Origin of the sequence: Enterobacter ludwigii, from assembly GCA_023023105.1 — a bacterium.
In the GTDB taxonomy this organism is placed as follows: Bacteria; Pseudomonadota; Gammaproteobacteria; order Enterobacterales; family Enterobacteriaceae; genus Enterobacter; species Enterobacter adelaidei.
This window is the reverse complement of sequence record CP083824.1, coordinates 3,367,039-3,390,740: the sequence shown is the minus strand read 5'-3', so window position 1 is coordinate 3,390,740 and position 23,702 is coordinate 3,367,039. Positions and strand designations below refer to the sequence as shown.

The window sequence follows — 23,702 nt, the reverse complement described above, 5'->3', positions numbered from 1 at the left end:
GTCCTGATATTTAAAATCCTCCCTCCACACTGTTCGCCCTCAACGTTGCCGGGCGGCTCGCACGTCAGGTCGGATGCCTGTCTTTATTTTCCCTCTGGAGAGAAAGGGGTTTAACCGGGCATCTATGAACATTATTGCTTTTCTGAAAAACAATGAAGACCGCTGGTGGGCATTGCCGCTTATTTTACCTGTGGTTTTACTCCCCGTGCTGAGCGTCGCGAATACGTTCACGAAACTGGGCGAAGGTATTGTGGCGCTCTATTATTTACCCCTCTCATTTTTGCTTTCGCTGATGATGTTCTTTGGCCTGGAAGCGCTTCCCGGGATCGCGTTGTCGCTGTTTATCCGCTATTACCCATCGGTTGGGCTGTTTGAAACCGTCGCCGGTATGCTTCATTTTATCGTCCCGATAGTGCTCAGTTGGGGGGGATACCGGGTGTTTGCTCCCGGACGCAATATGACGGCGTACGGGGACACCCGGCTGATGGCGCAGCGCATTTTCTGGCAGGTTTTCTGCCCCGCGACGCTATTTCTGGTGCTGTTTCAGTTTGCGGTTTATCTGGGTGTGTACGAGAGTCGCCAGAGCCTTGCGGGATTATCCCCCCTTAATATTCGTACGCTCATTAACTATCAGACACTGCTGGTCAGCGGGCTGACGGGGGTACCGTTGAGCTATCTGCTGATCCGTCTGATTCGCCATCCGCGTTACATCAAAAACCTCATCTCGCAGATCCGTATGCAGATAGAGAAAAAGGTGACGGTCGCTGAGTTTTTGATTTGGGCATTTGCCCTTGGCGGGCTGCTTTTGCTGCTGTTGCTCCCCATGAATGAAAACAGCTCAATTTTTTCCACCAACTACACCCTGTCGTTATTGATGCCGGTGATGCTCTGGGCCGCAATGCGCTTTGGTTATAAGCTGGTGTCACTGATCTGGACGCCAGTCTTGCTGGTGTCCATTCACTATTTTTACCGCTATATCCCGTTGCATCAGGGTTATGACATTCAACTGGCGATCACCTCTTCCAGCTATCTGGTCTTTTCGTTTGTGGTGATTTACATGTCGATGCTGGCGACGCATCAGCGTACCGTGAATCAACGCTCCCGCAGACTGGCGCTACTCGACCCTGTCGTACATATGCCTAACCTGCGGTCGTTATTAAACGATCTGGCTAAAAACCCCTGGTCGGCGCTTTGTTTGCTGCGTATTCCTGAACTGGAAATTTTGGGGCGAAATTACGGCGTGTTGCTGCGCATTTTGTACAAACAGCAGCTGGCGCAATGGATTAATGACAAACTCCAGTCCAATGAGAAGGTCTACCACCTGACCGGGTGCGACCTGGCGATTCGACTCAACGCGGAATCCCACCAGCAGCGGATTGAAACCCTGGATGAGCATATCAAACAGTTCCGCTTTGTCTGGGATGGTATGCCGCTACAGCCTCAGGTGGGTGTGAGCTACTGCTATGTGCGGTCACCGGTGAACCATCTCCATCTGGTCCTGGGGGAGCTGGGGATGGTTGCGGACTTGTCGCTTTCCTCCAACCACCCCGAAAATCTTCAGCAGCGTGGCGCTGTCCATTTGCAGCGTAGCCTGAAGGATAAAGTCGCAATGATGAGCCGTCTGCAGAGGGCTCTCGAGAACAACGCATTTATGCTGTTAGTGCAGCCTGTTTGCGGCCAGCGGGGCGATCGCTACCACGAAGTCTTGCTGCGGATGCAGGATGCAAATGGGGGATTGATCTCCCCCGACCAATTCCTGCCCGTTGCGCAGGAGTTTGGTTTGTCATCGCGGGTGGATTTATGGGTGCTGGACCACACGCTACGCGTTCTGGCAACACATCGCGAAAGGCTGCCCGGCCAGCGGTTTGCCATTAATCTGGCCCCTTCAACCGTTTGCAGAGTGCAGTTCCCGCTTGAGGTAAGTCGTTTGCTGACGAAATACGCCATCGAACCGTGGCAACTGATCTTTGAGGTGACGGAGTGCAGCACGTTCGGCAGTGCTGAGCAGGCACAACAGATCCTCGGTCAGTTGCAGAAGATGGGGGTACGCATTGCCATTGATGATTTTGGTACCGGCTATGCGAGCTATGCCCGGCTGAAAAGCGTGGACGCTGATATTCTCAAAATCGACGGCAGTTTTGTGCAGAACATCGTTAACAACAGTCTGGATTATCAGATAGTGGCGTCAATCTGCCATCTGGCGCGAATGAAGAAAATGCTGGTGGTGGCAGAATATGTCGAAACTGAAGAGATACGTAGCGCGGTTCACGCGCTAGGTATTGATTATGTGCAGGGATACCTGATTGGCAGACCGGTCGCACTGGAATCACTGCTGGAGGCAGAGGCGTCCTGTGCGGACGCCTGAGCCGTTACGCGGCGACGTCGGCACTCTCTTCTTCGATTTTGAGTAGCCAGCCGGTGACCGCTTCCCAGTACTGCTGCTCTTTTTCCAGGTCCAGCAGGACCAGCGCGTTCTGGCTAAACCAGTCGTGCGGGAAGCTCAGCGTCCAGTGGTGGTCGTCGGTTTTCAGCTTCAGTGTTGGCGGTGTGGTGGTGGCCTGACGCTGATTATTAAGCAGCACGCCCAGACGCAGGAGCTGAATAAGCGGCAGGAACTGCTTTTTCTTGAACAGCGTGAAGCGAGGCAGATCGTCGAGCTTGATGGCTTTGCGGTGATAACGCACCAGCGTGGCCATCATGGTCTGCTGCTCCTGGTTGAAGCCTGGTAAATCGCTGTTTTGCAGAATGTACGCTGAGTGGCGATGCATCCCGCTGTGGTTAATGTTCAGTCCCACTTCATGCAGCATTGCTGCCCATTTCAGCAGGGCGGCAAGCTGCGGATGCGCCAGCTTAGGATTTTGTTCCTGCCATTGGTCGTACATCTGAACGGTCGTTTCCAGCACGCGCTTTGCCTGCTCACGATCGATGTTGTACTGGTTTGCCAGGCTTTGTGCAGTGCGGCTGCGAATATCCTGATGGCGGAAACGGCCTTCCATCTCATACAGCACACCTTCACGCAGGGCGCCGTCAGAAAGACGCAGCTCCTTGATGGCCAGCGCATCAAATACGCCGCAGAGGATAGCCAGACCCGGCACAAACACCGCTTTACGCTCGTCGGAAAGACCCGGCAGGCTCAAGGCGTCAAAACTTTTATGCTTTAGCACTTCTTCAGTCAGCAATATCAGGCGTTCAGGCGTGATAAACCCGTCTTTCTCGCCCATCGCCAGCAGCACTTCATGGGCCGCTTTGATGGTACCCGATGCGCCCAGCGCCACATTCCAGCCCTGAATACGGTACTGCCAGGCGAGGTTTTCCAGTTTCTGGATGGCGGCCATACGCGCCCGCTGGAAGTTTTCACGGGTGATGGTGCCACCCGGGAAATACATCTGCGCGAAGCTGACGCAGCCCATACGACGACTTTCCACCAGACGCGGCTCAAAGTCTTCGCCGATTACCAGCTCAGTTGAACCGCCGCCAATGTCGATCACCAGCTTGCGCCCTTTTTCCGGCTGGGTGTGCTCAACCCCCATGAAAATCAGACGCGCTTCCTCGTTACCGGAGATGATCTCAATCGGGTAGGGGATCACTTTTTCGGCCCGCTTGAGAAATTCAGGCGCGTTCAGCGCCTGGCGCAGGGTGTGGGTGCCCACGATGCAGACGCTGGAAGGCGAGAAGCCCTGCAGACGTTCGGCAAACAGCGACAGGCAGTTCAGGCCGCGCTCCATTGCCTCTTCGCTAAGCATGCTGCGTTCATCAAGACCGTCCGCCAGGTGTACACGCTGCTTCAGACGACCGATGATCTGCAGCGCTCCATCCACCTCACGGGCGATGACCATGTGGAAACTGTTAGAGCCAAGATCGACCGCGGCGAATTCCTGCGGGCGTGGGGTCTTATCATTTATCGGCATAGGTTAATCGGGTTGCTCGAGTGATTTGATATAGTCGTAAATCGCCAGTTGCGACCGCACTTTACGGCGGTTGCCGCGCGGTACATAGCGGTTACTGAGTTCTTTGTCGATATAGCGTGCTTTCACCGTATCGCTGAACAGAATCTCGATGATGTCGAGGATCTGCTGCTTCAGTCGCGGATCCAGCAGCGGTGCTGCGACTTCAATTCGATAGTCAATATTGCGTGTCATCCAGTCTGCAGAAGAGAGGTAAACCTGTTTGTCACCCGCATTATCGAAAATATAGACGCGATCGTGTTCCAGGTAACGGTCAACAATGCTGATGACGCGAATATTGTCGCTGATGCCTTCCAGTTCAGGGATCAGGGAGCACATACCGCGGATCAGCAGGTTAACCGGTACGCCGGAACAGGACGCCGCGTACAGGCGGTCCACCAGCCCTTTGTCGACCAGATTGTTGAGCTTCAGCGTAATGCCGGATGACAGCCCTTTCTGGGCATTGGCGATCTCTTTATCGATCATATCGTACAGCAGGCGGCGCGAGTTCTGCGGCGAGACCAGCAGATAGTCGAAGCTTACCGGACGGTACGGGTTCTCAATAAAGTTAAAGACCCGACGCACCTCGTTAGTGATGCGGGCATCGGCGGTCAGCAGCGAGTAGTCGGTATAAATTCGTGCGGTTTTCTCGTTGAAGTTCCCGGTACCGATGTGGGCATAACGCACCACGTCGTCACCCTCTTTACGGGAGATCAGGAACAGCTTGGCGTGAATTTTCAGGCCTGGAGCAGAGAAAATAACGTGAACACCTGCTTCCGTCAGACGACGAGCCCAGTGAATGTTGGCTTCTTCGTCGAAACGGGCCTGCAACTCAACGACCACGGTCACTTTCTTACCGTTGTGCGCGGCATGGATCATGGCATCGATGATGCGTGAATCTTTGGCCACGCGGTAGATGTTGATCTTGATAGCCAGCACGTTCGGGTCGAAAGAGGCCTGGCGCAGCAGTTCCAGCACGTGTTCAAACGTGTGATACGGATAGTAGAGCAGGACATCGCGTTCACGGATGGCATCGAATCCGTTGCGGAATTTATCGAACCAGATATGACGTAACCGCGGTAGCGGTTTGTTGACCAGATTGGCTTTGCCGACGTTCGGGAAGCCAATAAAGTCTTTAAAGTTGTGGTAGCGACCGCCCGGTACAATGGAGTCATAGCGGGAAATCGTCAGTTTTTCGCGCAGCATTTCAACCATGGCGTCTGGCATGTCACGCTGATAAACGAAGCGCACCGGCTCGGCCGTCAAACGCTGTTTCAGGCTGGAAGACATCAGCTCCATCAGGCTGGCTTCCATCTCGTGCACCAGGTCATATTCGGCGTCACGGGTCATCTTCATGGAATAGGCGTTTAATGCATCGTAATCGAAGAAGCCTTTGAAGATATCGTCCAGACAGTAGCGCAGGATGTTATCCAGCAGGATCATCGGTTTGCGTCTGCGCGGGGTTTCCGGCGGCAGGTTCACAAAGCGCGGCACCTTGTCGGACGGGATCTCAAGCAGCGCGTAGCGGATCGAATCACCGCGGATAATTTCCACCGCCAGGTAGGTGTAGTCATCTTTCAGGAACTGCACCAGGTCGGTTTCGCGGTTGATCAGAATCGGGGTGATGTGCTGACGCAGATACTGTTTGAAGTAATGGCGCAGCCAGTTTTGTTGGTTAACGGAAAGCTGTCGTTCGTTAATCAGGAAGATTTGATTGCGCGCCATTTCCAGCAGCAGTTCGTTATACAGGCCATCAAATTCCTGATCGGCTTTCAACACACGGGACTGGATTTTGCCCAGCAGATGCCGCGAGTGAGAGTTTAGGCCCTGTTCTTCGCTGATGATGATTCGCCGTTTCAGCTCGGCAAAACGAACCTTGTAGAACTCATCCAGGTTGTTGGAGTAAATACCCAAAAAACGCATGCGCTCGATAAGCGGGTTACTTTTGTCAGCCGCTTCCTGGAGTACACGTTCGTTGAATGCTAACCAGCTTAGCTCTTTCTCGATATATAACTTTTCCTGACCCATTACAGCTCACACTCCAGTTCAATCACAGGACGTGGTAAATCCGTCTCGTCCTTATTATGGCGAGCATTTCCACGATATGTCCAACAGTGCCAGAAAAGTATGACAGTTATTTTTTTTGTTGGGGATTTTAGAGGGTTGGAGAAGGGAATATCGGGTAATGCAATTTGTAAGTCGGGTAGGCGTAGCGCCACCCGACATAACACACTACTCTTCGGCCGCATAACCCTGCTGGGGTAACTTCACGCCGTCGAGCCAGGCAGCGCCGTCGCGCATCTCCAGACGCCCGTCGACAAACCAGCTTACCACCAGCGGATAAATGGCATGTTCCTGGACCTGTACGCGTTCGGTCACGTCTTCTTCGTTATCGCCTTCAAAGACCGGCACTTTCGCCTGCAGGATCACCGGGCCACCATCCAGTTCGTCGGTAACGAAATGCACGGAGGTACCATGTTCTTCATCGCCGTTTTCCAGAACCTGACGATGGGTGTGCAGACCAGGATACTTCGGTAGCAGAGAAGGGTGGATATTCAGCAGGCGTCCGGCATAATGCTCAACAAAAGCCGGGCTCAGGATACGCATATACCCCGCCAGCACTACGACATCAGGCGCGTAGGCATCAATTTCCTGAACCAGCTCGCGGTCAAAGGCTTCACGCCCGGCGAACTGGCTGGCTTCCAGCGCGTGCGCGGGAATACTCGCTTCCCGGGCTCGCTCAAGGCCGAACGCGTCGGCCTTGTTGCTGAATACTGCCCGAATGGTGCCATTGATCTTCTTCTGTTTGCAGGCGTCAATTATTGCCTGCAAATTGCTTCCGTTACCGGAAATGAGCACCACGATGTTTTTCATTCAATGACCACACGTTGTTCGGAATCGGAAGCTTTAATAGTACCGATTTTCCACGCGTTTTCACCTTTCTCTGTCAGCAGTTTAACCGCTTTATCCGCTTCGCTTGCTGGCAGGGCGATAATCATACCCACGCCGCAGTTAAAGGTGCGGTACATTTCGTGAGAGCTGACGTTGCCTGCGGTCTGCAGCCAGTTAAAGACGGCCGGCCACTGCCAGGAGGATTCGTCGATCACTGCCTGGGTGTTGTCCGGCAGAACGCGCGGGATATTTTCCCAGAAGCCGCCACCGGTCAGGTGGGCAATCGCATGAACGTCGACGTTTTCGATCAGTTCCAGCACGTTTTTCACGTAAATGCGGGTCGGGGCCAGCAGGTGATCGGCAAGCGGTTTGCCATCCAGTTCAGTGGTCTGTGGGTCGCAACCGCTGACTTCGATGATTTTACGTACCAGAGAGTAGCCGTTAGAGTGCGGGCCGCTGGATGCCAGTGCGATCAGGACATCACCATCAGCCACTTTGCTGCCGTCGATAATTTCTGATTTTTCTACCACGCCGACGCAGAAACCAGCGACGTCATAATCTTCGCCGTGATACATGCCTGGCATTTCTGCGGTTTCACCGCCGACCAGCGCGCAGCCTGACTGCAGACACCCTTCGGCAATACCGTTAATCACGCTGGCTGCGGTATCCACGTCCAGTTTACCGGTCGCGTAATAATCGAGGAAGAACAGCGGTTCAGCACCCTGAACGACCAGGTCATTCACACACATCGCGACCAGATCGATACCGATCGTGTCATGACGTTTTAAATCCATCGCCAGGCGCAGTTTTGTACCTACACCATCAGTACCCGAGACCAGAACAGGTTCACGATATTTTTGCGGCAGCGCGCACAGTGCGCCGAATCCACCCAGACCACCCATCACTTCCGGGCGGCGGGTTTTTTTCACCACACCTTTGATTCGGTCAACCAGCGCATTACCTGCGTCAATATCAACACCGGCATCTTTGTAGCTGAGAGAAGTTTTGTTGGTCACGGCTCAAGTCCCCACGCGATTGCATAGCTAGTAAGAAAAATCGGCGCAATTCTAACAGTCCAGGCAAACGTTTGCGAGCCTATTCTCGGTGAGACGATTTTTTTTTCTGTGCGGCCTGCCAATGTGTCCAAACTTGAGTCTGTTCACGAAAATGAAACCGGTTTCGGTTTTCTCCTTGCAACAGGAATCACCTTTGCACATCATTCAGATGAAACCGGTTTCTGTAATTGTTTTTGCAGAAAATAACGCAGAATGAGGGAAAGAGAATGTCAGGATTTAAAGAAGGTTTTCTGTGGGGTGGTGCGGTTGCGGCGCATCAGCTGGAAGGGGGCTGGAAAGAGGGTGGAAAAGGCGTTAGCGTTGCCGATGTCATGACCGCGGGCGCGCATGGCGTGCCGCGTGAAATCACCAACGGCGTGTTGCAGGGGAAAAATTACCCTAACCATGAAGCCATCGACTTCTACCATCGTTATAAAGAAGACATCAAACTCTTTGCCGAGATGGGGTTCAAATGCTTCCGCACTTCGATAGCCTGGACGCGGATCTTCCCGAAAGGGGATGAGCTGGAACCTAACGAGGCTGGCCTGAAATTCTATGACGATCTGTTCGACGAGTGCCTGAAGCACGGCATTGAGCCGGTCATCACACTCTCTCACTTCGAGATGCCTTTCCATCTGGTCACCGAATACGGCGGCTGGCGTAACCGTAAACTGATCGATTTCTTTGTCCGTTTCTCAAAAGTGGTTTTCCAGCGTTATCAGCACAAAGTGAAGTACTGGATGACCTTTAACGAGATCAACAACCAGGCGAACTTCCACGAAGACTTTGCGCCGTTTACCAACTCCGGGTTGAAGTATGAGCCGGGCGAAGACCGTGAGCCGGTAATGTTCCAGGCCGCGCACTATGAGCTTGTAGCCAGTGCACTGGCGGTAAAAGCGGGGCGTGAGATTAACCCGTCGCTGCAAATCGGCTGCATGATTGCCATGTGCCCGATTTATCCGCTGACCTGCGCGCCAGACGACATGATGATGGCGATGAATGCCATGCACCGTCGTTACTGGTTTACCGACGTTCACGTACGCGGCAAGTATCCGCAGCACCTGCTCAACTACTTTGAGCGTCGTGGCTTTGCGTTGGATATTACCGAAGAAGATAAAGCCGCACTTAAGCAGGGATGTGTGGACTACATCGGATTCAGCTATTACATGTCCTTCGCCACCAAAGCGACGGCTGACAACCCGCAGCTGGATTACGACGAGAGCAAGAGCCTGGTCTCCAACCCATATGTGCAGAAATCCGACTGGGGCTGGCAGATTGACCCGGTTGGGCTGCGTTACTCCCTGAACTGGTTCTGGGATCACTACCAGTTGCCGCTGTTCATCGTTGAGAACGGTTTTGGTGCTATTGACGTGCAGGAGAGCGACGGCACGGTGAACGACCAGTACCGCATTGATTATCTTGCGGCGCACATCCGTGAAATGAAAAAAGCGGTGGTTGAAGATGGCGTTGACCTGATGGGGTATACCCCGTGGGGCTGTATTGACCTGGTGTCTGCCGGTACCGGCGAAATGAAAAAACGCTACGGCTTTATCTTTGTCGACAAAGATAACGAAGGCAACGGCACGCTGAACCGCAGCAAGAAGAAGTCGTTCGACTGGTATAAGCAGATGATTGCGAGCAACGGCGATAACCTGTAATTGTCGGGTGGCGCTAACGCTTACCCGACCTACACTTTCCGTAGGCCCGCGTAAGCGTAGCGCCACCGGGCAGAACCTCGCACTCAAGCCGGAGATATACCTCCGGTTTTTTTATCTTTGCTTGATCGCTGTCAAGCAAGATGGGTATGGCCTAATCCGAAAAAAGCGGTATAATCCCGCGATTTTTTTGCGGATGCCACCTCAGAGGAGAAAGAGAATGAAGATTGTGGAAGTGAAACACCCACTCGTTAAACACAAGTTGGGCCTGATGCGTGAGCATGACATCAGCACGAAGCGTTTTCGCGAACTGGCTTCTGAAGTGGGCAGCCTGCTGACCTACGAAGCAACCTCCGATCTGGAAACAGAAAAAGTCACCATCGAAGGCTGGAACGGCCCGGTGCAGGTTGAACAGATCAAAGGTAAGAAAATTACCGTTGTGCCTATTCTGCGTGCCGGTCTTGGCATGATGGAAGGTGTGCTGGAGCACGTGCCAAGCGCGCGTATCAGCGTCGTCGGTATCTACCGTAATGAAGAGACGCTGGAGCCGGTTCCTTACTTCCAGAAGCTGGTGTCTAACATCGACGAGCGTATGGCGCTGGTGGTTGACCCAATGCTGGCAACCGGCGGTTCTATGATTGCCACCATTGACCTGCTGAAAAAAGCGGGCTGCAGCAGCATTAAAGTGCTGGTGCTGGTTGCGGCACCGGAAGGTATCGCGGCGCTGGAAAAAGCGCACCCGGACGTTGAGCTGTATACCGCATCTATCGACCAGGGGCTGAATGAGCACGGGTACATCATCCCGGGGCTTGGCGATGCCGGCGATAAGATTTTTGGTACTAAGTAATCGAATAACGATAAATAAGCCGACTTTGATAGTCGGCTTTTTTTTGAATAAAACACCAACAATACTACTCAGAGGAAAACACTATGACGCGCCGTGCTATCGGGGTGAGTGAAAGACCGCCGCTTTTACAGACTATCCCGCTTAGTTTGCAGCACCTGTTCGCTATGTTTGGCGCAACCGTGCTGGTGCCAATCCTGTTTCACATTAACCCGGCTACCGTACTGCTGTTCAACGGTATCGGGACGCTGTTGTACCTCTTTATCTGTAAAGGCAAAATCCCGGCGTATCTGGGGTCGAGCTTCGCCTTTATTTCTCCGGTCCTGTTGCTGCTACCGCTTGGGTACGAAGTGGCGCTGGGCGGCTTTATCATGTGTGGCGTGCTGTTCTGCGTGGTGTCCTTCATTGTGAAGAAAGCCGGTACTGGCTGGCTGGACGTGATGTTCCCGCCTGCGGCGATGGGCGCAATCGTTGCCGTTATCGGTCTGGAACTGGCCGGTGTGGCGGCGAATATGGCTGGTTTACTGCCTGCTGACGGTCAGTCACCGGATTCCAAAACCATTATCATTTCTCTGGTGACGCTGGGCGTAACGGTGTTTGGCTCCGTGCTGTTCCGTGGTTTCATGGCGATTATCCCGATTCTGATCGGGGTGCTGGCGGGTTATGCGCTCTCCTTTATGATGGGTGTTGTCGATACCACGCCAATTGCCCAGGCGCACTGGTTTGCCCTGCCAACCTTCTATACACCACGCTTTGAATGGTTTGCTATCTTCACTATCCTGCCTGCGGCGCTGGTGGTGATTGCTGAGCACGTTGGTCACCTGGTGGTGACGGCAAATATCGTGAAACGCGATCTGATCCGCGACCCGGGTCTGCACCGTTCTATGTTTGCTAACGGCTTCTCTACCATTATCTCCGGTTTCTTTGGCTCTACGCCAAACACCACTTACGGTGAGAACATCGGGGTGATGGCCATTACCCGTGTCTACAGTACCTGGGTTATCGGCGGTGCGGCCATCATTGCTATCCTGCTGTCTTGTGTGGGCAAACTGGCGGCGGCGATCCAGATCATCCCGGTACCGGTGATGGGCGGTGTTTCTCTGCTGCTTTATGGGGTAATCGGAGCGTCTGGTATTCGTGTGCTGATTGAATCCAAAGTGGATTACAGCAAAGCGCAGAACCTGATCCTGACCTCCGTGATCCTGATCATCGGCGTGAGCGGTGCCAAGGTGCACATCGGTGCGGCCGAGCTGAAAGGCATGGCGCTGGCGACCATCGTTGGCGTGGGCCTGAGCTTGATTTTCAAGCTGATTTCCGTGATCCGCCCGGAAGAGGTGGTGCTGGACGCCGACGAAAGCGAAAAAGCGTCACATTGATCGTAAAACCGGGTGGGCGATCCGCCCGGTTCTCTCCTTGCTGGTTCCGTGTTAAACTCCGTTCCGATTTTATGTAAGATCTGGTTGAGGTACTTCTGAACGGACCGGCACAGCTCTCTCTGCCACTTTATCTCCCTGACGACGAAACTTTCGCGAGTTTCTGGCCGGGTGATAACCCCTCTTTACTGGCTGCACTGCAAAACGTGCTGCGTCAGGAACACAGCGGATACATCTATATCTGGTCACGCGAAGGCGCGGGGCGCAGCCACCTGCTGCATGCCGCCTGTGCGGAGCTTTCTGCGCGTGGTGATGCGGTAGGTTATGTGCCGCTGGATAAACGTACCTGGTTTGTGCCTGAAGTGATGGAGGGAATGGAACATCTCTCACTGGTCTGCATTGATAATATCGAATGCGTGGCGGGGGATGAGCCGTGGGAAATGGCGATTTTTAACCTCTACAACCGCATTCTGGAGTCGGGTAAAACCCGGCTGCTGATCACCGGCGATCGTCCGCCACGCCAGCTCAATCTGGGGCTGCCGGATCTGGCATCTCGTCTGGACTGGGGACAAATCTATAAGCTCCAGCCGCTGTCGGATGAAGACAAGCTCCAGGCGTTACAGCTGCGCGCAAAGCAGCGTGGGTTTGAGCTGCCGGAAGACGTGGGCCGTTTTCTGCTCAAGCGTCTGGATCGTGAAATGCGTACCCTCTTTGATACGCTCGATCAGCTCGATCGCGCCTCCATTACCGCCCAGCGCAAGCTGACGATTCCGTTTGTGAAAGATATTCTCAAGCTTTAAGTTTTTTGCCCGGTGGCGGCAGCGCCTAACCGGGCAAAACAATCAGACGCAATCCCTCAACAAATGCTCCACCAGCAGCGGAACTGGTCTCCCCGACGCCACGCTTCGCCCGTTCTCACGCCACAGCGCCGTGCCGCTGATATCCAGATGCGCCCACGGGATCGTTGGTGGACAAAAGTGATGTAGCAGCCACGCCGCCGAGGCACTGATTGCCGCGTTATTGCCTGGTGTATTGCAGAGATCGGCGATGGCGCTGTCGGTCTGCTTTTTCAGCCGTGCATCCAGCGGTAGCGACCAGACTTCATCGCCGCTCTGTTTACCCGCGCGGGTCAGTGCCTGACGCAGGGGCTCATCCTGCGTCATCAATCCGCTCAGTTCATACCCCAGCGCTTTGACCACCGCGCCAGTGAGTGTGGCCATATCAATAATATAGCGCGCCTGCGGATGCCTCTTACTGGCCCAGGCAATCGCATCTGCCAGTACCAGCCGACCTTCGGCATCGGTGTTGTTGATTTCAACCGTAGTGCCGTTGCAGGCGCGTGCGACCGTACCGGGCTGCATGGCATCGGGACCGATGGCATTTTCCGCCAGCGCCAGCACGCCCATGATGCGTACGGGCAGCGCCAGCTCTGCGACGGTCAGCATCAGCCCCAGCACGTTTGCCGCCCCGCACATGTCATACTTCATGGTATACATGCCCGCGCCTTCTTTCAGCCACAAGCCACCGGTATCAAACGTAATGCCTTTACCCACGTAGCAGCGCACCGGGCCCTCAGTGACTCCGTCATAGTGGATGGCCAGCAGACGTGGCGGACAGGATGCCCCTTTGCCCACGGCGTGCAACAGCCCCAGACCTTGTTCAATGATTTGTGTTTCATCGAGTACTTCACATCGCAGGGCGGGGAAGTCGGCACACCGTTTTTGTGCCTCTTCCACTACATACTCAGGCGTGCAGCGATCGGATGGCATATCCGCCAGACGCCGTGCCGCCACCATGCCATGGGCAATGGCCTGCTGCTGGTGGAAGATAGCCTCGAGTCTGTCCTGCTGCTCCGGCAAACAAAGAGCGGTTATATGCTGTAGACGTACCGCTGATTCGTTGGTTTTCTTTAGCTTTAAGTCGCTGAGCCTGTGTGCCTGATTAAAGAGAAAACGCAGTACTTGCGCCAGCACAACATCGTTGATATCCGTGACGTCCAGTACCACATCAGGACTGGCGGGTGAGGCCAGGAGTGGGCGCAGTGCCGTGAGTAATTCTTCGGTCAGGCTATCGTGCCAGAGCGCATCCGGCAGCAGGGTGATTCGGGAAAAAGGCGCGCAGCCAAAGCGGGTGTCCGTGATGCAATCCGGGTCACGCATCTCGGCGATAAGCGCTGTCTTCGGCAGCAGGTTACAGGTGGTACGGGCGATTAAATGGCTCTGCGGCTTCGCATCTGAAAGCGCAGTAATAAGCTGATATGTAATCATCATTGTTCCTCAATCGGCGCGCGGATCCGCGCGGCGTAAGCCTGCATCCATTCCTCATCCACGGCCTGATAATGTGTCTTCTCATGCAGACGCTCGGTACGAAACACAGTAAGAGGCTGGCGAGCGGTAGCAACCACGAACGAGAACGTTTTGATGTTGGTCGCAGCGCCAAATTCGCCCTTGTTGTTCATGCAAACGACGGAAAGATCGCCCACACGACCGAAGCGCGACATAAGTCTGTCCTCCAGCTCAAAGACGACCGAGTCGGCAGCCTGCTGCGGCGACATTCCCTGCGCCATACGACGAACGATTTCATAGCTGGTACAGCCTTTCATCAGATCTTCACCGACGCCCGTGGCGGTGGCTGCACCGGTTTCACTGTCGCAGTAAAACCCGGAGCCAATTATTGGTGAATCACCAATCCGCCCCCGCTTTTTCATAAATAGCCCGCTGGTGGAGGTCGCGACGCTCATCGAACCTTGTTTATCGAGGCCGATAATGCCGACGGTATCGTGGCCATCATAGGGACTCAGGCCCTTGTCCAGCGTCTCCCGGCAGCGTTTGCGGTAATGCTGCATTGCCCGGTCGGTGAGCATGGTTTTGTTGGCAAAACCCTGGCTTAGCGCCCATTCCCGAGCACCCTGGCCAACCAGAAGGCTGTTATAGCGCTGGCGACTCAGCGCGTGGGCCACGCGTACCGGGTTAGCGATATCCACCAGGTTACCGACTGCGCCAAAGGCCAGCGTGTCGCCATCCATATAAGCAGCATCCAGCTCAACTTCACCGTTCTCCGTTGGCAGCCCGCCGTAACCGACAGATTTATAAAGCGGAAAGTCTTCGACGGTCGCTACGGCATCCACCACCGCCGCAGCGACCGGTTTCCCCGCAGCCAGCGCCGACGCAGACTCTGTTACTCCTTCAAGCGCCATTCGCCAGGTTGCGATAATTCCCCACATGCTTTACTCCTGTTTTGCAAGGGTGGTGTCGGATTGCGTAACGGTGGCAATTTCCGCCGCGCGGTACTGTTTGTCCACGATACGCATGAAAGGTAGATACAGCATGGCGCCAATCAGCAGGTTGATAAGCTGCATGACGCTGCCGCTGAGGTGTCCGGTGACGATAAAACCGCTGATGACGGGAGGCAGCGTCCAGGGGATAAACACCCCGGTAGTGACGGCAACCGCGCCAATTTTCATTGCTGCATACTGCACGGTGACCAGCACCAGTGGGACAAGATTGAAGGGAATGAGCATTATGGGGTTCATGATCACCGGCAGGCCAAACAATATTGGCTCGTTGATATTGAACACCGATGCCCCCGCGCCCAGTCGTGCGACTTCGCGCATATTTTTACTGCGGGCAAAAATGAGCATCGCAATCACCAGCGACAGCGTTGCCCCTGCGCCGCCCATCCAGATCATGTCAAAAAATTGCTCGGTGATGATGTGCGGCGGGGTTGTGCCGGCCTGGATAGCAGCGATGTTGTCGGTCTGGTTCTCCATCCACAACGGGCGAATAATGCCGTTGATCATCGAGCCTGAGTTAATGCCCACTGACCACAGAATAGTGATGCTGAAGACGGTCATCAGCGCGCCAAAGTAAGAGGTGCCGTAGTGACGCACCGGTGTAGCAACGACTTCATAAATGAACTGGTGAATGGTGTTGTAGTGGGTATTTTCAAAGACGATGCGAATAATCAGCACCAGAATCATCACCAGCAGCGCCGGGATCAGCGCGGCGAACGACTCCTGCACCGCTGGCGGTACGCCATCCGGCATTTTGATGACCAGATTTTTGCGCTTCAGCCAGCAGAACAGCTCCGTCCACAGCAGCGAACCTATCATCGCCACAAACAGCCCTTTACTGCCAATCCACTCAACGGGTATCACGGTAATGCCACCGTTTTCAGCCACTTTGATAAAGGGCGTCAGGATCAGGAAGGCGACCAGCGCCAGAATACCGCAGGAGATGCGATCTTCACCGTAGTGCTCGGCCAGGCGAAACGCCACCAGGAAGCTGATGAACAGCGACATGGTCGAGAACACCGCATTAAACGGGATCTCGATAATGGCACTCCAGCTTTCACCAAAGGCCTGAGACATAAACTGCTGGTAGGTTTGATTCGGGAACGACGAGATCACCAGCAGAATAGAGCCGACGATGATAAATGGCATGAATGAAACGTAGGCACCGCGAATCGCACCCAGATGACGCTGCTGAGCCGTTTTGGCCGCCAGCGGCATCAGTTTTGCTTCAAGAAATCCCAGAACATTGTTCATTGTGAACTCCGTACAAGATTGAGTGGTGTTGTTTATGTTATGTGTGTGGATTATCAGTGAAGCGTGGCGAACGAAAGGTGAAATCGGTCACAAAGCATTCGTTGATGTTATATAAGTCTTATGAGATTAGTTTCATGGAGCTTTGCGATGGAAATTAAACTGCACGCCAATGCCACGACGACACCACGTATTCGTCGCTACCTCCAGCAGTCTGATAAAAGCGACAGAGAGCTTGCGGTTGAGCTTGGGATCTCGGTGACAACCGTCAGGCGCTGGCGCAATCGCGAACAGGTTTCTGATAAGCATACGACGCCAAAAGTGATACACAAAGCGATGAGACAAGAGCAGGTGACTCTGGTCAATACGCTGCGTGACATACTGGGCGCACCGCTGGATGAGTTGCTGCTTCTGGTGAATGACGTTCTGGGGATCCCCGTTTCCAGAGCGACCCTGAACCGTTATCTGAAGCCCGCCTCGGCAACACAGAAGGGGGCACCGTTGCAGGGTAAAAAGGCGCTGAAAGCTGGCATCGTGCCGCATCAGCTGGAGTTACATCATCTGCCTTTGTCGCTGCATATGGACGATGGTGGGGAGCAACACCTGCTGTGGGCACGTGAGCCGGTGAGCGGCTGGTGTTTTGCCCGGCTTTACGCAGGCGTATCACCTCAGCTCCTGACCCGCTGGGTTCAGGCGGTACTTGAAGCGTGTCCGGCGCTTATACAATCTATTGAGACTTTTGGTTTTGACATAACGCTGCCGGGACAAGATATCGCCGTAAAAGTGCATGCGCAAAAACACAGCGCTGTACAGGTCGCAGCACCTTTACAGGACATTATCCCGCGCGTGAAAAATGTACCTGCCGGAGAGTTGCTCATTCAGCTGTGCGAATTTTATAACCAGGGTAAAGCGCAGAAAAAGCTGGGAGACAGTACGCCGCAGGCGTTTTTGAACGCGCTGCGGCGGGGGGATTAGAGGATATCGAGTACGTCTTCCGGCGGGCGTCCAATGCGTGCGTGGCCGTTTGCCACGACTATCGGGCGCTCGATCAGCTTAGGATTTTCAACCATAGCCTGCACAAGCTCGGCCTCAGTGAGACGGGTGTCATCCAGATTGAGCGACTTGTACAAGTCTTCTTTCTGGCGCATCAGCTCTCTTGCACTTCCCATACCCAGCATGTGCAACAGTTGGCGGATCGTCTGCGCGTCCGGTGGTGTTTCGAGATAGAGCACCACTTTCGGGTCAATACCGTTAGACTTCAGCAGGCTCAGGGTATCGCGGCTCTTGGAGCAGCGCGGATTGTGGTAAATTTTTACGGCGTCTGTCATGACGTGAATTCTCCTTTATTACATCTTCTCGTACGGCTTGAAGCGCTGTTGCAGGCCGCGAAGCTGATCGATACGCGCGTCGTAACGGGCCTGCTGGAGGCTGCCGAGTTTGACCTGCGCGCTGGCGCTGCTGAGTGCAGAAATAGCCTGGTCGAGGCGTCCCACCAGGGCAAAGCCTTCGGCACGCGCCGCCAGCTCCTGATCGCGGTTGCCCAGTTGGGCTTCCGCCTGAGCGAGCAGATCCCAGCCGTTTTGGTCGTCTTTATTATTAAAGGTATAGCGGTTCAGAATGGTCGCCGCTTCAGCAGGTTGACCACCCTGTAAGTAAGCGTTCGCCAGGTTAAGCTGCAGCACCGGGTTGGTACGGACGTCCTTCGCCCCTTTCAGGCGATTAATGGCATCGGTGGTTTTCTTCTGCCCCAGATCGATATCCGTCGAGAGATCGAGATACCACGGGTTATTCGGGTCGGCGGCCAGAAGGGGTTGCAGCGCTTTACGCGCCTCGTCGTATTTGCTGGCTTCCATCGCCTGTAGTGCCTGACCATACTGCGCGGCATTCTTTTCTCGCACGTTGCCTTTCGCCAGGGAGTCCAGCAGATCGCTGGTGAGCTGGTTGCGCCCGGAATTGTACATCCCCAGCGTTCTCACTTTCGCCATGTAGAAATCCTGCGACGACTGGACCACGACCGGGCGCATCTGGTTGGCACGGTTACGCGCATCTGACAGGCGACTTTCCGGTAAGGGGTGGGTGAGCAGAATTTCTGGTGGACGGGAAGAATAACGCGCCTGATCGAGCAGTTTTTCCAGGAAGCTCGGCATGGCCTGAGGGTCAAAGCCAGAACGTTGCAGCACCTGAATCCCGATGCGGTCCGCTTCCTGTTCGTTTTGTTGTGTAAAGCTAATCATCCCCTGCCGCGTTCCCGCCAGAGTACCGGTTAATGCCGCCATCCCGGCCTGCGGGCTGGCCATTGCCAGCAAAATAGAACCCAGCGCTCCAACCCAGGTCAGCGGGGCGTTACGTTTCTGGTCTTCCATCGCTCGCGCCAGGTGGCGCTGGGTGACGTGCGAAATTTCGTGCGCCATAACGGAAGCCAGCTGACTTTCGTTATCGGAGTAACGGAATAATGCCGAATGCAGCACCACGTTGCCGCCAAAGAAGGCGAAGGCGTTGATTTCGTCATTATTGATTAAGTAGAAGTGAAAGGGCGTTTTTACCGAGTCGGCATGCGCAACAAGACGCATCCCCAGACCGTTGATGTACTGAACAAGTAACGGGTCATTGATGAGGGGGGCGCTACCGCGCAACTGGCGAACGTAGTAATCGCCCATTTGCATCTCTTGCCCAATGGAGAGCGTGCTTCCTGCTGTGGTGCCCATGTCCGGCAATGAATCGGACGAGTCGGCAAAAGCGGGCAACACCTGACCGACCGTCAATGCGGCAATCAGTGTCGCAACCAGTGTTTTTTTCAACTGCCTGAACATAACCACGGTCCTGTATGTTGGTTGTGCTAATTTGACCGATGAACCGGCATATCGTTCATCTCTGTTGCCTTGCGAGTGTAGCCGTGTTGCAGCATGAAGAAAATCCCATTCATCAGGCTTTTGCGATTCGTGACAGAGAGACAAAAAGCGAAAGTCTTTTTTGTGACAGTTAGATACAATTCACATTCTCACTCCCGCCATTCGATTCAGGGAAGGGTTGTATGCTCGAAATGTTAATGCAGTGGTATCGGCGTCGGTTCAGCGACCCGGAAGCCATTGCTTTGTTGGTTATTCTGGTCGCCGGATTTGGCATTCTGTTCTTCTTCAGCGGTCTTCTCGCCCCCCTGCTGGTGGCGATTGTGCTGGCGTATCTGTTGGAATGGCCAACGGCACGGCTGGAACATATCGGCTGTTCCCGTCGCTGGGCGACCAGTATCGTACTGGTGTTGTTTGTCGGCATTCTGCTGCTGATGGCGTTTGTTGTCATGCCGGTTGCCTGGCAGCAGGGAATTAACCTGATCCGCGATATGCCGGGCATGTTGAATAAACTTTCTGATTTTGCCGCCACGCTACCGCGTCGCTATCCAGCCCTGATGGATGCCGGGATTATCGACGCGATGGCCGAAAATATGCGCGCCCGCATCATGACCATGGGCGATTCGGTGGTGAAATACTCTCTGGCCTCCCTGGTCGGCCTGCTGACGCTGGCGGTTTACCTCGTGCTCGTCCCGCTAATGGTGTTCTTCCTGGTCAAAGATAAAGAGCAGATGCTGAACGCCGTCAGGCGCATTTTGCCGCGTAATCGCGGGCTGGCAGGGCAGGTCTGGGAAGAGATGAACCAGCAGATCACCAACTACATTCGCGGCAAAGTGCTGGAGATGATTGTGGTCGGGGTCGCGACGTGGATTGGTTTCCTGATCTTCGGCCTGAACTACTCGCTGCTGCTGGCGGTGCTGGTGGGCCTCTCAGTCCTTATTCCGTATATCGGTGCGTTTGTGGTGACCATTCCGGTTGTGGGCGTCGCGCTGTTCCAGTTTGGCCTCGGAACTGAGTTCTGGAGCTGCTTCGCGGTGTATCTGATTATTCAGGGGCTGGACGGTAATCTGCTGGTGCCGGTACTGTTCTCAGAGGCGGTGAACCTGCATCCGCTGGTGATTATCTTATCCGTGGTGATTTTTGGTGGGTTGTGGGGATTCTGGGGCGTGTTCTTTGCCATTCCGCTGGCAACACTGATTAAGGCCGTGGTTCACGCCTGGCCGGATGTGCCGGCGGTAGAAGACAAGTAGTTTTTGTGCGGCCTGATGGCCTCACCCCGACCCTCTCCCACGGGAGAGGGCGTAAACACTAAAAACGGCAACCTGGGTTGCCGTTTTGCTGTTTATCAGGCACTTTGTTTCAGCCAGTTCAATACCACATCGTGGTGATTGCTGGTTTTGAAGTCATCAAACACATGTTCAACTTTACCGTCAGCGTCAATCAGGAAGCTGATGCGGTGAATGCCGTCGTAGGTTTTACCCATAAATGTCTTCTCGCCCCAGACGCCGAACTGCTCGCACACCTGATGGTCTTCGTCAGAAAGCAGCGTGAAGTTCAGCAGCTCTTTCTCGGCAAATCGTGACAGTTTTTCTGGTTTATCGGTGCTGATGCCCAGCACTTCCACGCCGACTTTTTTCAACTCGTCCATGTTGTCGCGTAAGCCGCAGGCCTGTACGGTGCAGCCGGGGGTCATGGCTTTCGGGTAGAAATAGACCAGAACACGCTGTCCCTGGAAGTCGGTCAAATTTACTTGCTCGCCGTCTTGATCCGGTAAGCTAAATTTCGGTGCGATATCACCGGCTTTCAGTGGATTCATTACTCAACTCCATCCTGTTCGTGCTGCGAATAATTGACGACGCTTATACTGCCCTGCGCGTTTAATTCTGTACAGAGGGCTTTGAACGCTTGCTCGATATTTGACGCATCCTGTGAGGCAGGGCTGTGTGCGGTAATTTGAATAAAGAGCGTGGGAACGGCGCTTTCGTCGCCCGGTTGTGTACGGGAAACGAGCTCAGCGATGTTCATCTGATGGCTGTCAAACAGCGCGGTAAAGCGCTCAATCAGATGGGGGGAATCAGGGACTTCAACCTGCACCCAGACGGTCGCCGGCATGGCCGGACGCGGGCGCGCGGTGGTACGTTTCATCACGATCAGCAAATCCAGCTCCGCACCTTTCAGTGGCAGGGTAGATTCGATAAGCGTAATCGCATTCCATGTTCCGGACAGCAGCATAATAAACGTGAACTCTTCGCCCAGCATCGCCAGGCGGCTGTCTTCGATATTACAGCCGCAACTGCTCACGTGACGGGTGATGGTGTTCACGATACCCGGCCTGTCGGCACCCAGCGCAGTGATAACCAGGTAATGTTGTGATGAGGTTGTCAAACCTGTTCTTCCTTTGCATGGTTAAGTCTTCCTAAGGAAAGCATAAAAAAAACATGCATACAACCGCCTGAGGGCCTCAGGTCGCTTGCTTTTATTACAGTTCCAAACGTACCATTGAGACTCTTGTTCGCACAGAGGATGGCTCATGTTCACGGGAAGTATTGTCGCGCTTGTAACACCGATGGATGAAAAAGGTAATGTCTGCCGGTCAAGCATGAAGAAGCTGATTGATTACCATGTCGCCAATGGAACCTCGGCGATCGTTTCGGTAGGGACTACCGGTGAATCTGCAACGCTGAGCCACGAAGAGCACGGCGATGTGGTCATGCTGACCCTGGAGCTGGCTGACGGACGTATTCCTGTCATCGCGGGGACAGGAGCTAATGCAACCGCAGAAGCTATCAGTCTGACCAAACGTTTTAATGACAGCGGCATTGTGGGCTGTCTGACGGTAACCCCTTACTACAACCGTCCTACTCAGGAAGGTTTGTTCCAGCACTTCAAAGCCATCGCTGAACATACTGACTTGCCACAAATTCTGTATAATGTACCGTCCCGTACTGGCTGCGATATGCTGCCGGAAACCGTCGGTCGTCTCGCGGAAGTAAAAAATATTATCGGTATTAAAGAGGCGACAGGGAACTTAAGCCGCGTTCATCAGATCAAAGAGCTGGTTTCAGACGACTTTATCCTGTTGAGTGGTGATGATGCGACCGCGCTGGACTTTATGCAGCTCGGTGGTCATGGCGTGATCTCCGTAACGGCAAACGTTGCGGCGCGCGATATGGCTGAAATGTGCAAACTGGCAGCAGCGGGTCACTTTGATGAAGCGCGTGTCATTAATCAGCGTCTGATGCCGTTGCACAATAAATTATTTGTCGAACCCAATCCGATCCCTGTGAAATGGGCATGTAAGGAGTTGGGACTTGTAGCAACCGATACGCTGCGTCTGCCAATGACACCGATTACCGACCACGGTCGTGAAATCGTTAAGGCAGCGCTGAAGCATGCCGGTTTGCTGTAAAGTTTAGGGAGATTTGATGGCTTATTCAGTACAGAAGTCGCGCCTGGCGAAGGTTGCGAGTGTTTCGCTTGTTATGCTGCTCGCTGCCTGTAGTTCAGACTCGCGCTACAAGCGCCAGGTGAGCGGTGATGAATCCTATCTGGATGCGACCCCGCTTGCTGAACTTCACGCACCGGCTGGTATGATCCTGCCGATTCAAAACGGCGATTATAATATCCCCGTGACCAACGGCAGCGGCCTGGTCGGTAAAGCGCTTGATATTCGTCCACCAGCACAGCCTCTGGCGCTGGTAAACGGGGCGCGTACTCAGTTCACGGGTGATACGGCGTCTCTGATGGTTGAGAGCGCGCGCGGTAGCACCCTGTGGCCGCAGGTGGTGAGCGTCATTCAGTCGAAGAACTACACCATTGATAAACGTGATGACGCCAGCCAGACGTTAACCACCGACTGGATCGAATGGAACCGTCTGGATGAAGATCAGCAGTACCGTGGTCGCTATCAAGTCTCCGTTAAACCACAAGGTTATCAGCAGGCGGTTAACGTTAAGCTGTTGAACCTGGAACAGGCGGGCAAACCGGTTGCAGATGCATCCTCCCTGCAGCGTTACAGCACCGAAATGCTGAACGTGATTGCTGCGGGTCTGGATAAGACCGCGACTGATGCCGCCAACGCAGCGCAGAGCCGCAACGGCGTGACGTTCGACGTTCAGAGCGGTGCGGATGATACCGGTCTGCCAATGCTGGTCGTTCGTGCACCGTTTAACCAGACCTGGCAGCGCCTGCCAGCGACGCTGGAAAAAGTGGGCATGAAAGTGACCGACAGCACGCGTTCAACCGGCAGCATCACGGCAACGTATAAGCCGCTGTCTGACAGCGCGTGGCAGGAACTGGGCGCTAAAGATCCTCAGCTTGCCTCCGGTGACTACAAGATTCAGGTAGGCGACCTTGATAACCGCAGTAGTCTGCAGTTTATCGATCCGAAAGGTCACACGCTGACCCAGTCGCAGAACGATGCGCTGGTCGCTGTCTTCCAGGCGGCATTCAGCAAATAAATATGAGGGCTGGTTAATCCAGCCCTTTTTATTTTAGTGCTACGCAAACGTGTGCGTGGCATAATATCCCCAGTTTTGAACACAAATCAT

Annotated in this window: 20 protein-coding genes; 9 read left to right on the top strand and 11 right to left on the bottom strand. The window is 54.2% G+C overall.

The annotated features are described in order from the left end of the window. The first annotated feature begins 124 nt into the window (after positions 1-124). A complete protein-coding gene (locus LCD46_16420; protein ID UOY69642.1) occupies positions 125-2,365 on the top strand; it encodes a sensor domain-containing phosphodiesterase in 2,241 nt (746 codons plus the stop codon). A 4-nt stretch (positions 2,366-2,369) separates the two neighbouring features. On the opposite strand, the gene ppx is transcribed toward LCD46_16420, so the two are convergent. The 4 genes from ppx to purM all read right to left on the bottom strand — a co-directional run bounded on the left by ppx (position 2,370) and on the right by purM (position 7,852). Continuing rightward, a complete protein-coding gene (gene ppx, locus LCD46_16415) occupies positions 2,370-3,908 on the bottom strand; it encodes an exopolyphosphatase (protein UOY69641.1) in 1,539 nt (512 codons plus the stop codon). 3 nt (positions 3,909-3,911) lie between these two features. After that, positions 3,912-5,972, bottom strand: coding sequence for a polyphosphate kinase 1 (gene ppk1 / locus LCD46_16410; GenBank protein ID UOY69640.1), 2,061 nt, complete (start codon positions 5,970-5,972; stop codon positions 3,912-3,914). 204 nt (positions 5,973-6,176) lie between these two features. Next, positions 6,177-6,818: a phosphoribosylglycinamide formyltransferase gene (gene purN, locus LCD46_16405; GenBank protein ID UOY69639.1), complete on the bottom strand. Its 642-nt coding sequence runs from the start codon at positions 6,816-6,818 to the stop codon at positions 6,177-6,179. Beyond that, entirely contained in the window at positions 6,815-7,852 is a 1,038-nt protein-coding gene (gene purM, locus LCD46_16400) for a phosphoribosylformylglycinamidine cyclo-ligase (GenBank protein UOY69638.1), read from the bottom strand. Before purM ends, purN begins: the two co-directional genes overlap by 4 nt. A gap of 266 nt (positions 7,853-8,118) precedes the next feature. Between purM and LCD46_16395 the strand changes: the two genes are divergently transcribed. The 4 genes from LCD46_16395 to LCD46_16380 all read left to right on the top strand — a co-directional run bounded on the left by LCD46_16395 (position 8,119) and on the right by LCD46_16380 (position 12,563). After that, the gene (locus LCD46_16395; GenBank protein ID UOY69637.1) at positions 8,119-9,549 is read left to right on the top strand and encodes a 6-phospho-beta-glucosidase; all 1,431 of its coding nucleotides are present in this window, start codon (positions 8,119-8,121) and stop codon (positions 9,547-9,549) included. 217 nt (positions 9,550-9,766) lie between these two features. Next, entirely contained in the window at positions 9,767-10,393 is a 627-nt protein-coding gene (gene upp, locus LCD46_16390) for a uracil phosphoribosyltransferase (protein UOY69636.1), read from the top strand. Positions 10,394-10,476: 83 nt separating this feature from the next. Next, a complete protein-coding gene (gene uraA / locus LCD46_16385; protein ID UOY69635.1) occupies positions 10,477-11,766 on the top strand; it encodes a uracil permease in 1,290 nt (429 codons plus the stop codon). Between the two features lie 95 nt (positions 11,767-11,861). After that, positions 11,862-12,563: a DnaA inactivator Hda gene (locus LCD46_16380; protein ID UOY72985.1), complete on the top strand. Its 702-nt coding sequence runs from the start codon at positions 11,862-11,864 to the stop codon at positions 12,561-12,563. A gap of 42 nt (positions 12,564-12,605) precedes the next feature. Here the strand turns inward: LCD46_16380 and LCD46_16375 are convergent, their stop codons facing one another. Genes LCD46_16375 through celB form a run of 3 tightly spaced genes read right to left on the bottom strand, consistent with a single transcriptional unit; the run spans position 12,606 to position 16,309 of the window. Then, entirely contained in the window at positions 12,606-14,030 is a 1,425-nt protein-coding gene (locus LCD46_16375) for a leucyl aminopeptidase family protein (protein ID UOY72984.1), read from the bottom strand. Next, entirely contained in the window at positions 14,030-14,986 is a 957-nt protein-coding gene (locus tag LCD46_16370) for a N(4)-(beta-N-acetylglucosaminyl)-L-asparaginase (GenBank protein UOY69634.1), read from the bottom strand. The genes LCD46_16375 and LCD46_16370 overlap by 1 nt, the downstream gene beginning before the upstream one ends. A 3-nt stretch (positions 14,987-14,989) precedes the next feature. Next, positions 14,990-16,309, bottom strand: a complete 1,320-nt coding sequence (gene celB / locus LCD46_16365) for a PTS cellobiose transporter subunit IIC (GenBank protein UOY69633.1) — start codon at positions 16,307-16,309, stop codon at positions 14,990-14,992. Between the two features lie 147 nt (positions 16,310-16,456). On the opposite strand from celB, the gene LCD46_16360 reads away from it, so the two are divergent. Beyond that, positions 16,457-17,281: an XRE family transcriptional regulator gene (locus LCD46_16360; protein ID UOY69632.1), complete on the top strand. Its 825-nt coding sequence runs from the start codon at positions 16,457-16,459 to the stop codon at positions 17,279-17,281. Here LCD46_16360 and arsC read toward each other — a convergent pair. Then, positions 17,278-17,634, bottom strand: coding sequence for an arsenate reductase (glutaredoxin) (arsC, locus tag LCD46_16355; GenBank protein ID UOY69631.1), 357 nt, complete (start codon positions 17,632-17,634; stop codon positions 17,278-17,280). The genes LCD46_16360 and arsC overlap by 4 nt on opposite strands. 18 nt (positions 17,635-17,652) lie before the next feature. Then, positions 17,653-19,116 (bottom strand): beta-barrel assembly-enhancing protease, encoded by a 1,464-nt coding sequence (gene bepA / locus LCD46_16350; GenBank protein ID UOY69630.1) that lies wholly within the window; start codon positions 19,114-19,116, stop codon positions 17,653-17,655. Positions 19,117-19,337: 221 nt separating this feature from the next. Between bepA and LCD46_16345 the strand changes: the two genes are divergently transcribed. After that, positions 19,338-20,402, top strand: a complete 1,065-nt coding sequence (locus LCD46_16345) for an AI-2E family transporter (protein UOY69629.1) — start codon at positions 19,338-19,340, stop codon at positions 20,400-20,402. A gap of 95 nt (positions 20,403-20,497) precedes the next feature. Here LCD46_16345 and bcp read toward each other — a convergent pair whose 3' ends face one another. Both bcp and LCD46_16335 read right to left on the bottom strand, forming a co-directional pair. Next, the gene (gene bcp, locus LCD46_16340; protein UOY69628.1) at positions 20,498-20,968 is read right to left on the bottom strand and encodes a thioredoxin-dependent thiol peroxidase; all 471 of its coding nucleotides are present in this window, start codon (positions 20,966-20,968) and stop codon (positions 20,498-20,500) included. Further along, complete coding sequence (locus LCD46_16335; protein ID UOY69627.1) at positions 20,968-21,537, bottom strand: glycine cleavage system transcriptional repressor; 570 nt, start codon at positions 21,535-21,537, stop codon at positions 20,968-20,970. Before LCD46_16335 ends, bcp begins: the two co-directional genes overlap by 1 nt. A gap of 145 nt (positions 21,538-21,682) precedes the next feature. Here LCD46_16335 and dapA point away from each other — a divergent pair, with 145 nt between their 5' ends. Both dapA and bamC read left to right on the top strand, forming a co-directional pair. Then, a complete protein-coding gene (dapA, locus tag LCD46_16330) occupies positions 21,683-22,561 on the top strand; it encodes a 4-hydroxy-tetrahydrodipicolinate synthase (GenBank protein UOY69626.1) in 879 nt (292 codons plus the stop codon). Positions 22,562-22,577: 16 nt separating this feature from the next. Further along, positions 22,578-23,612, top strand: coding sequence for an outer membrane protein assembly factor BamC (gene bamC / locus LCD46_16325; protein UOY69625.1), 1,035 nt, complete (start codon positions 22,578-22,580; stop codon positions 23,610-23,612). Positions 23,613-23,702 lie beyond the last annotated feature (90 nt).

Excerpts from the sequence above, each read along its gene's own strand:
- LCD46_16420 (UOY69642.1), top strand. The coding sequence starts at position 125 with ATGAACATTATTGCTTTTCTGAAAAACAATGAAGACCGCTGGTGGGCA.
- ppx (UOY69641.1), bottom strand. The coding sequence starts at position 3,908 with ATGCCGATAAATGATAAGACCCCACGCCCGCAGGAATTCGCCGCGGTC.
- ppk1 (UOY69640.1), bottom strand. The coding sequence starts at position 5,972 with ATGGGTCAGGAAAAGTTATATATCGAGAAAGAGCTAAGCTGGTTAGCA.
- purN (UOY69639.1), bottom strand. The coding sequence starts at position 6,818 with ATGAAAAACATCGTGGTGCTCATTTCCGGTAACGGAAGCAATTTGCAG.
- LCD46_16395 (UOY69637.1), top strand. The coding sequence starts at position 8,119 with ATGTCAGGATTTAAAGAAGGTTTTCTGTGGGGTGGTGCGGTTGCGGCG.
- upp (UOY69636.1), top strand. The coding sequence starts at position 9,767 with ATGAAGATTGTGGAAGTGAAACACCCACTCGTTAAACACAAGTTGGGC.
- uraA (UOY69635.1), top strand. The coding sequence starts at position 10,477 with ATGACGCGCCGTGCTATCGGGGTGAGTGAAAGACCGCCGCTTTTACAG.
- LCD46_16375 (UOY72984.1), bottom strand. The coding sequence starts at position 14,030 with ATGATTACATATCAGCTTATTACTGCGCTTTCAGATGCGAAGCCGCAG.
- LCD46_16370 (UOY69634.1), bottom strand. The coding sequence starts at position 14,986 with ATGTGGGGAATTATCGCAACCTGGCGAATGGCGCTTGAAGGAGTAACA.
- celB (UOY69633.1), bottom strand. The coding sequence starts at position 16,309 with ATGAACAATGTTCTGGGATTTCTTGAAGCAAAACTGATGCCGCTGGCG.
- LCD46_16360 (UOY69632.1), top strand. The coding sequence starts at position 16,457 with ATGGAAATTAAACTGCACGCCAATGCCACGACGACACCACGTATTCGT.
- arsC (UOY69631.1), bottom strand. The coding sequence starts at position 17,634 with ATGACAGACGCCGTAAAAATTTACCACAATCCGCGCTGCTCCAAGAGC.
- bepA (UOY69630.1), bottom strand. The coding sequence starts at position 19,116 with ATGTTCAGGCAGTTGAAAAAAACACTGGTTGCGACACTGATTGCCGCA.
- LCD46_16345 (UOY69629.1), top strand. The coding sequence starts at position 19,338 with ATGCTCGAAATGTTAATGCAGTGGTATCGGCGTCGGTTCAGCGACCCG.
- bcp (UOY69628.1), bottom strand. The coding sequence starts at position 20,968 with ATGAATCCACTGAAAGCCGGTGATATCGCACCGAAATTTAGCTTACCG.
- dapA (UOY69626.1), top strand. The coding sequence starts at position 21,683 with ATGTTCACGGGAAGTATTGTCGCGCTTGTAACACCGATGGATGAAAAA.
- bamC (UOY69625.1), top strand. The coding sequence starts at position 22,578 with ATGGCTTATTCAGTACAGAAGTCGCGCCTGGCGAAGGTTGCGAGTGTT.